General features: G+C 63.5%; 7 protein-coding genes and 1 pseudogene. 4 read left to right on the top strand and 4 right to left on the bottom strand.

Going from position 1 to position 8,249, the window contains the following annotated elements; genetic code table 11:
- The coding region (locus G3O00_RS20295; RefSeq protein ID WP_206144106.1) for a hypothetical protein at positions 1-242 on the bottom strand (242 nt) is incomplete at its 3' end.
- Between the two features lie 483 nt (positions 243-725).
- On the opposite strand from G3O00_RS20295, the pseudogene G3O00_RS20290 reads away from it, so the two are divergent.
- From G3O00_RS20290 to G3O00_RS20275, 4 genes and pseudogenes are all read left to right on the top strand, one after another.
- Positions 726-2,017: pseudogene (locus G3O00_RS20290) on the top strand (glycine betaine/L-proline ABC transporter ATP-binding protein); the annotation flags it as partial.
- Positions 2,010-2,906, top strand: coding sequence for a choline ABC transporter permease subunit (gene choW / locus G3O00_RS20285; RefSeq protein ID WP_011354067.1), 897 nt, complete (start codon positions 2,010-2,012; stop codon positions 2,904-2,906). The pseudogene G3O00_RS20290 and the gene choW, both read left to right, overlap by 8 nt.
- 391 nt (positions 2,907-3,297) lie before the next feature.
- On the top strand, positions 3,298-4,296 hold the full coding sequence (locus G3O00_RS20280) for a GlxA family transcriptional regulator (RefSeq protein ID WP_011354068.1): 999 nt from the start codon (positions 3,298-3,300) through the stop codon (positions 4,294-4,296).
- A gap of 98 nt (positions 4,297-4,394) precedes the next feature.
- Positions 4,395-5,342, top strand: coding sequence for a choline ABC transporter substrate-binding protein (locus G3O00_RS20275; RefSeq protein WP_011354069.1), 948 nt, complete (start codon positions 4,395-4,397; stop codon positions 5,340-5,342).
- 160 nt (positions 5,343-5,502) lie between these two features.
- On the opposite strand, the gene G3O00_RS20270 is transcribed toward G3O00_RS20275, so the two are convergent.
- The 3 genes from G3O00_RS20270 to G3O00_RS43950 all read right to left on the bottom strand — a co-directional run bounded on the left by G3O00_RS20270 (position 5,503) and on the right by G3O00_RS43950 (position 8,227).
- The gene (locus G3O00_RS20270) at positions 5,503-6,921 is read right to left on the bottom strand and encodes a bacterial transcriptional activator domain-containing protein (protein WP_206144105.1); all 1,419 of its coding nucleotides are present in this window, start codon (positions 6,919-6,921) and stop codon (positions 5,503-5,505) included.
- A 141-nt stretch (positions 6,922-7,062) separates the two neighbouring features.
- On the bottom strand, positions 7,063-8,019 hold the full coding sequence (locus G3O00_RS20265) for a leucyl aminopeptidase (protein ID WP_206144104.1): 957 nt from the start codon (positions 8,017-8,019) through the stop codon (positions 7,063-7,065).
- Between the two features lie 79 nt (positions 8,020-8,098).
- Positions 8,099-8,227, bottom strand: coding sequence for a hypothetical protein (locus tag G3O00_RS43950; protein ID WP_021163990.1), 129 nt, complete (start codon positions 8,225-8,227; stop codon positions 8,099-8,101).
- Between the last annotated feature and the right edge of the window lie 22 nt (positions 8,228-8,249).

Below are 8,249 nucleotides of genomic sequence, written 5' to 3'. Positions count from 1 at the left end.
ACGGTCGCTTCGAGGCGCGCGACGCGCTCGGCCAGCGGAACCGGCGGCTGGGCGGGCGGTGCCTGCATCGCGAACGGGGTGGGTGTCGCGCCTTTGGCCTTGCGCTTGCGCTGTTGCAGCGTGTTGTCGAGGCAGTACCCGATCGCGGCGCCGAGCACTGCGCCGGTGATGGCGGAGAAATCCCCGATCAATGCGGCAATCCCGCCCACGATGAAGCCGATTGCGGTAAAAGCCCAGTTCATCTCGCCTTGCTCCCTCTCTCGTATCGTTATCGGCCTGCGATCGGATGTTTGCCGATCGAGGCGGTATCGGCATGGCCGGCAGGCGAACCGGCATGCGCTGCTGATCACGGTGGCCGTAATGGCGGCCTGCGTCCCGATCAGCCTGTTGGCGGGGAATGTATCACAGCGGCCGTCGCGGATTTTCCGGGTTGGCGCGGTATCGCGGCGTGCACCGTCCGGTGTCGCCGCGCGGCTTTTTGTACGGTCATGCTTTTTACTGGTGGATGCGATGCGCTTTCGTCTGAGCAGATCGACGCGTGATCGGACGTGAAATTGTCGTAAAGCGACGCGTGCCCGATGCGAATTGGCGCAAAGCGCAGCGCGATATGGGCCGCGCTGCTGCGCACAAGTCCGGCGCGCGATGCCCGCCGTTGTTGGCCGTGCGCGTATTGCGCCGCCGCAATCGGGTGCCGCCGCGTGCAGCGGCCCGCCCGGCGGGGCTGGAGGCCGTGTCGTATTTGCGCAAGCGTTTGTCGTAATTCGTCGGCAGGTCGGGGTTTTTTCTGGCAACTATGTAGGCACGCTAAGACAAGCGCGAGTCCCCGCTACACGAGGAGAAGGTTTCGATGGATGCCCCCAAGGTCGTGGTCGAAGGTCTGTGCAAGGTGTTTGGAAGCAACCCGCAGCAGGCGCTCGACATGCTCGCCGCCGGCGCGACGAAGGACGATGTGCTCAAGCGCACCGGCCAGGTCGTCGGCGTGCACAACGTCTCCTTCGATGTGCAGGAAGGCGAAATTTTCGTGCTGATGGGCCTGTCCGGTTCCGGCAAGTCGACGCTGATCCGCCTCGTGAACCGGCTGGTCGATCCCAGCGCCGGCAAGGTGATGATCGACGGGCTCGACGTCGCGTCGGCACGCCGCTCGGCGCTGACCGCGCTGCGCCGCAAGGACATGAGCATGGTGTTTCAGTCGTTCGCGCTGATGCCGCATCGCTCCGTGGTGTCGAATGCCGCATTCGGCCTCGAAGTCGCGGGTGTCAGCAAGAAAGAACGCGAACGCCGCGCGATGGAGGTGCTCGAGCAGGTCGGCCTCGCACCGTTCTCGCACAAGCTGCCGTCCGAGCTGTCGGGCGGGATGCAGCAGCGCGTCGGCCTCGCCCGCGCGCTGGCCGTGAACCCGTCGCTGATGATCATGGACGAGGCGTTCTCCGCACTCGATCCGCTCAAGCGCCGCGAAATGCAGGATGTGCTGCTGCAACTGCAGAAGGAACAGCGCCGCACGATCATGTTCGTGTCGCACGATCTGGAAGAAGCGCTGCGTATCGGCAACCGCATCGCGATCATGGAGGGTGGCCGGCTCGTGCAGGTCGGCACGCCGCAGGACATCATCGCGAACCCGGCCGACGATTATGTCCGCGCGTTCTTCGACGGCATCGACACCAGCCGCTACCTGACGGCCGGCGACCTGATGCAGACGGGCGCCGTGCCGATCGTGTCGAAGTGCGATGCCGCGAACGTCGCGGCGACGCTGAACGGCAGCGCCGACTATGCGTTCGTGCTTGATGCGCAACGCAAGATCCGCGGCTTCGTCACGCGCGCAGCGATCGGTCAGGCGACGCCGTCCGTGAGCCCGATCGAATCCATCCGGCGCGATGCGTCGCTCGAACATGTCGTCGCGCGTGTGGTCGCGAGCCCGAATGCACTGCCGGTCGTCGACGACGACGGCTGCTACTGCGGCTCGGTCGATCGTGCGCTCATCCTGAAGGCCATCACGCGTTCGCGAGGTTCCCATGTCTGAAATGATTCCGCTCGGTACCTGGGTCGACCAGTCCGTTCACTACCTGCTCGACCACGACGCAAAAACGTTCGACGCGATCGGCCAGGCGATCGAGGGGCTCGCGGCATTCGTCGAGCATGGCCTGCAGGCGATCCCGATGTGGATGATGATGGCCATCTTCATCGGCATCGGGCTGTGGCGGGTGGGCTGGCGCTTCGCGCTGTTCACCACCGCGTCGCTGCTGCTGATCTTCGCGACGGGCTTCTGGGACCAGACAGTCATCACGCTCGGCCTCACGCTGTCGTCGACGATCATCAGCCTCGTGCTCGGCATCCCGCTCGGCATCTGGGCCGCGAAGAGCAAGTGGGTTGCCGCGATCGTGCGCCCGATCCTCGACCTGATGCAGACGATGCCCGCGTTCGTCTACCTGATTCCGGCTGCGATGCTGTTCGGTCTCGGCCGCGTGCCGGGGATCCTGTCGACGGTGATCTTCGCGATGCCGCCTGCGGTGCGCCTGACGAGCCTCGGTATCCGCCACGTGAACCGCGAGATCGTCGAAGCCGGCCAGGCTTTCGGCTGCACGCCGTGGCAGCTGCTGTACAAGGTGCAGTTCCCGAATGCGCTGCCGTCGATCATGCAGGGCGTGAACCAGACGATCATGATGGCGCTGTCGATGGTGATCATCGCGTCGATGGTCGGCGCGGGCGGCCTCGGCAACGACGTGCTCGCCAGTATCCAGCGCCTCGACATCGGCCTCGGTTTCGAAAGCGGTCTGTCGGTCGTGCTGCTCGCGATCATTCTCGACCGCATCACCGAAAGCTTCGGCCGTGCGCCGGGCACCGTGAAGGCGCCGCTGTTCTCGGGCCTCAAGCAGCTGTTTCGCGTGAAGGCTGCGCCCGCACAGGCCTGACTTCCGGCGGCCGGCGCAACCTGGCCGCTTACCCTGAATACAAATAATGGCTTCCGCGGCTTCGGCCGCGGAGCTGGCCCCCTGCAACCTCCTCGAGGGTCTGTTTCCAGATGGAACGCACATGCGAATGCCCGAAATCGCTCGCAGGGCAAGAAGTGAGGAGCGCCGTTTGGCCGAGCCAAACAAGAGACGAGCGACGCCGCCATGCGGGCGATTTCGGGCATTCCCGTGACATGTTTTTTTTAATTTGGGGTTGCCACGAGAACGGCCGCTCGCCGCGTTGCGCTCCTTGCGAATACGTCAGTATTCGCGGCGTCACGCGCCTCGCGAGCGGCCGTTCTCGTGGCAACGCATGCGCGTTCCATCTGGAAACAGACCCTAGGAGACCGATGTGACGTCCGCCGTCGCTGTCGCGCCCGCTGCCTGCGTTTCACCGGTTTCGTCCCTCGCCCATTTCGGCTTCCTGACGCTGCCGAACTTCTCGATGATCGCGTTCTCGAGCGCCGTCGAAGTGCTTCGGATGGCGAACTACGTCGGACGTGCCGATCACTACCAGTGGTCGATCTACTCGCTCGACGGCAGTCCGGTGCACGCCAGCAACGGCATCGCGGTACGGCCCACGCAGGCACTCGACTACACGAACCTGCCCGACGTGATGATCGTCTGCGGCGGCATCCGCATCCGCGACGTGGTCGACGAAGGCGCACGCGATACGCTCGCGGCGCTTGCCGAACGCGGGCTGCCGCTCGGCGGCATCTGCACGGGTGCGTATGCGCTGATGTCGAGCGGGCTGCTCGACGGCTATCGCTGCACCGTGCACTGGGAGAACCTGTCCGCGCTGCACGCCGAGTTTCCGCAAGTCGGGTTCGCCGACGAGCTGTTCGTCGTCGACCGCGACCGGCTGACCTGCACCGGCGGCACCGCGCCGCTCGACCTGATGCTGAACCTCGTCGGCATGCGGTTCGGCCAGCAACTGGCCGCGCAGGTGTCCGAGCAGTTCATCCTCGAGCGCATCCGCAGCTCGACCGATACGCAGCCGATTCCGGTCGATGCGCGCGTCGGCTTCTCGCGCGCGGAGCTGATCGAGGTCGTGCGGCTGATGGAGGCGAACATCGAGGAGCCGCTGTCGCTCGAGGAGCTCGCGCGGCTCGTGCGGCTGTCGCAGCGGCATCTGCAGCGCATGTTCAAGGTGTACCTGAACGTGTCGCCGACCCACTATTACCTGACGCTGCGCCTGAAGCGCGCGCGTGACCTGCTGCGCACGACCGACGCGTCGATCGCGCGCGTGACGACGGTCTGCGGTTTTCATTCGCCCTGCCATTTCAGCAAGGCCTACCGTGCGCAGTTCGGCCATGCGCCGAGCTACGAGCGCCGGTTGCCGGGGCGCTGACCGACCCTAAGGTCCGCGACGCCGCCGGGATCGCGGCGCGCGGCTTCAATAAACGATCCCGCATTCAAGCAAACGACATCACTTTGAGGAGAAGCAAGATGAAGCGCCTATTGATCGCAGCGGTGTGCGGGATCGGGATAACCGCACCGATGTCGGCCGTGTATGCGGCCGACCCGCCCGTGTGCAAGAACGTGCGCTTCGCGGACGTCGGCTGGTCCGACATCGCGGCGACCACGGGCCTCGCGTCGACGATGCTGCAGGGCCTCGGCTACAGCCCGACGAAGACGATCGCCTCGGTGCCGATCACGTTCGCCGGCATCAAGAGCAAGCAGATCGACGTGTTCCTCGGCTACTGGTCGCCGACGATGGACCCGATCATCCAGCCGTTCACGAAGGCCGGCCAGATCAAGGTGCTTTCGACGCCGAACCTGACCGGCGCGAAATACACGCTTGCGGTACCCGACTACGTGTACCAGGGCGGCCTGAAATCGTTCGCGGATATTCAGAAGTACGCGGACAAGCTGAACGGCAAGATCTACGGGATCGAACCGGGCAACGACGGCAACCTGCTGATCAAGAAGATGATCGACGGCAACCAGTTCGGCCTCGGCAAGTTCAAGATGGTCGAGTCGAGCGAGGCCGGGATGCTGGTCGAGGTGAATCGCGCGATCCGCGACAAGCAGTGGATCGTGTTCCTCGGCTGGGAACCGCATCCGATGAACGTGCAGATGAAGATCGACTACCTGACCGGCGGCGACGACGTGTTCGGCCCGAACTACGGCGAAGCGAAGGTGCTGACGGCGACGCCGCCCGACTACGCGCAGCGCTGCCCGAACGTCGCGAAGTTCGTGTCGAACCTGCAGTTCACGACGTCGATCGAGAACCACGTGATGATGCCGATCATGAACAAGGAAGATCCGAACAAGGCAGCGGCCGAGTGGCTGAAGGCGAACCCGCAGGCGCTCGACAAGTGGCTCGCGGGCGTGACGACGCTCGACGGCAAGCCGGGCCTGCCGGCGGTGAAGGCTTATCTCGGCGTGCATTGAACGACGTGATTGAGCGATCGCCGGGTCCGCAAGCGGCTTGACGGACTTGCGCCCCCTTCGTCTCGGGAAGGTCCCGGGATGCGGGGGGCGTCGGCGTGCTGGTCCGGCCTGTTCAGGTCGGATTGTTCGCATCGGGCATCGGGCATCAGGCATCGGGGCATCAGGCAACGGCATGCATGAGCCACGCCTGGATGCTTCGAACCACGTCGCTCCAGTCACCTTCCCGGGTTTGCCGCAAAGCGGTCGCCTGCCTGATCCACGGGCTCGTCGTTCCCTCGACTCCCCAACGCCAATCGCCACAGGTGTGGGTCGGTACACACGTCCGCATGCCCATCATGGCCGCCAGATTGGCGACGCCTGAATCCACCGCGACCACGGCGTCCAGTTGAGCCATGCATGCCGCGGTGTCGCCGAAATCCCGAATCACCGGCTGGTAGTGACTGACATTGCTGGCCGGCGTGCCTGCCAGCGCCGCGGCAGCGGGATGATGCAGATTCACGAAATGCAGGCATTCCGCCATGGCAGGGTGCTCCACGATCTCGTTGATCGCATCGAGCGGCAGGCTGCGGCGGCTGGCCCAGCACCTGACGATGGCGCCCTTTTCGGGCCAGTGTCGTTGAACGCAATCCCAAAACAGTCCGATCAGCTTCTTCCCCGGATGCTTGTCGCGCAGTTGCGCGGCCCATTCGGCTGCGATTCGCTGCTTTTGCGGCGGCACCTGGATATAGGGCGCGAACCACTGTTCCGGCACGTGCGTCTGCCGGGCTTTCAGCATGGGCAAATGAAGCAGTGTTGCGTGGAGGTCCGGCGCGAACCCGTCTGCCAATGATTGCAGTTCACGGGGCAATGGCGCATGAAACTGCAGCGGATTGGGTGCGGCGACGACCTCGCAATGCGGCAGTGACGCCTGCATGAGTGCATGGTTCTGCGGATGGCAGGTGAGCATGACGTGCGCGCCTGCCGCCAGCCAATCGGGCACGCAGGCTGCCAGGAGAAAGTTGTCGCCGAATCCGTGTTCATGCGTGATCAGGACACGCTTGCCGCGCACATCCGATTCACCGTCCCATGCCGGGATGCCGATCGGGCGGTAATTGGCGGACAGGCGCGGAACGTCATCGCGCATGCGCCAATAGGCGAAGCCGCGCGGATCGCCGGCCTTGAGCATCGCCTCGCCCATCGCGAACCCGATCGATGCGGTCATTTCGGCATGGCCGGATTCGGCCATCCGAAAGGCTTCGTCGAGCAACCGGATGGCCTGCGGGAGATCGCCGGCCATCATCAGGCTCATGCCCAGTCGCAAGCGGTAGAGTTCGGGGCGGTTGTGCCGCGACGGATCACGTCGCCATGTATCGGCGGCTTCGACATACCGGCCCAGCAGGTAGAGCGCATCGGCACGTCGTGCAATGAACACGGCGTCGTGCGGATCGAGCACCAGCGCGCGGTCGGCCCAGGGAAGCATGTCCTCCTCGCGCCGGAGGGCGGTCAGCAGGTCGCAGATGCGATGCAGAAGCGCAGGATCATGTGAAGCGCCTGCGTATTGCGTCTGCGCGACATGCAGTTGCTGTTCGAGGTCGACCATGACGATTCGGCTCCGGTGTGCGCGGCCACCGTGCGGGACAGGCGTAACGTGAACCTGCGCGGGCAGGATGCCGAGGGTGGAAATCGCGAGGCCGGCACCTTGTCGGTGCTTCGATGCCGGCCGTGCCGTCGAAGGCGCTCGCTAGACGTGGAACGCGCCGTCGAAGATGACGGTGTCGTCGAACCGAATCGTTCCGGACGAAAACACCAGGTCCAGATGATGGCTGCCACGTTCGCCGCCGCCGAGGCCGAGGTGCAGCCCGGGATGGCGTTCTTCGAAACTCGCATTGCGTCCATGCAGCCGGACGTTCAGGTTCGTACCAATCCCGAACTCTTCGACAATCCGGTTTCCCGCACATTTATCCAGATATAACTTGAGGTCGTCCTCGAGCTGTCGATTGGCCGATTCGACGCTGATCACCTGGCCCCGTTCGATCCCGATGTGCAATATCGGGTCGATGACGCCGTACTTGATGGCAAAGGGCACCGTGCTCAGGAAGGTGCCGCCGAATACGACGCTGCCGGTCAGGTCGGGTACCCGGGTCGCCACTTCGCCTGGCATCAAATCGTAGTGGTTGCGGCCATCCAGGCTTTTCCAGGTCTGATCCAGCGTTCCGTGCAGCGAGCCGCCCAGACCATCGTGAAATTGCACGCGCCGGGCGCGTTGCGCTGCTGCAATGATGCGTTCGTTGCGCGCGGCAATGTCGTCGATGCTCTCGGAAAAGGCCTCTTTGAAGAACTCGCCATACTCGCGGAGCAATACCGACTTCTTCCAGTGCTCGGCCATTTTCGGCTTGAGGGGCGGGATGAATGACGGCCCGTGCGGATTGATGTCGGAACGTATCGACGAGTCGTACATGAAGATGAACATGTCACATCGGTCGATTTCCCTGATGACCTGTTCGTGATCTTCCGTGTCGAGCTCGACGTAGGTGAATGAATATTCCAGTTTTTCAGGGCAATGCCGAATGATTGATTGCGCGGTATTTTTCTGGCTTTTGTCCGAGCCGACCAGGATATTGGCGCCGGGCGCGCTTTTCTGCATCATGGCTGGATGTCCGCGGACGCACGAAAAGAAATTTTCGACACTTTTTTCCATCACACTCTCCGGGATATCCAGGTTCTGGATCAAAAAAATGGCGGATCAGTGCGATCCGCCATCATCCGAGGCTGACCGCTTATGCCCACAGAGCGGTTGCGAATGGAATGACTGCGCTGTCTTTCATCATCTCGACCCAATCTTCATGCTGATCTTCCTGCATCCATTCGATCAGCGGGAGATCTTGCTTTTCTTGATTTTCGTTCATGATGATTTCCTTGTTGAGGAAT

This window comes from Burkholderia sp. Ac-20384 (genome assembly GCF_017104605.1).
Taxonomy (GTDB): domain Bacteria; phylum Pseudomonadota; class Gammaproteobacteria; order Burkholderiales; family Burkholderiaceae; genus Burkholderia; species Burkholderia lata.
This window is presented reverse-complemented; position numbering and strand designations above follow the sequence as displayed.

Coding starts and splice junctions, on each gene's coding strand:
- choW (WP_011354067.1), top strand. CDS start 2,010: ATGTCTGAAATGATTCCGCTCGGTACCTGGGTCGACCAGTCCGTTCAC.
- G3O00_RS20275 (WP_011354069.1), top strand. CDS start 4,395: ATGAAGCGCCTATTGATCGCAGCGGTGTGCGGGATCGGGATAACCGCA.
- G3O00_RS20270 (WP_206144105.1), bottom strand. CDS start 6,921: ATGGTCGACCTCGAACAGCAACTGCATGTCGCGCAGACGCAATACGCA.
- G3O00_RS20265 (WP_206144104.1), bottom strand. CDS start 8,019: ATGGAAAAAAGTGTCGAAAATTTCTTTTCGTGCGTCCGCGGACATCCA.
- G3O00_RS43950 (WP_021163990.1), bottom strand. CDS start 8,227: ATGAACGAAAATCAAGAAAAGCAAGATCTCCCGCTGATCGAATGGATG.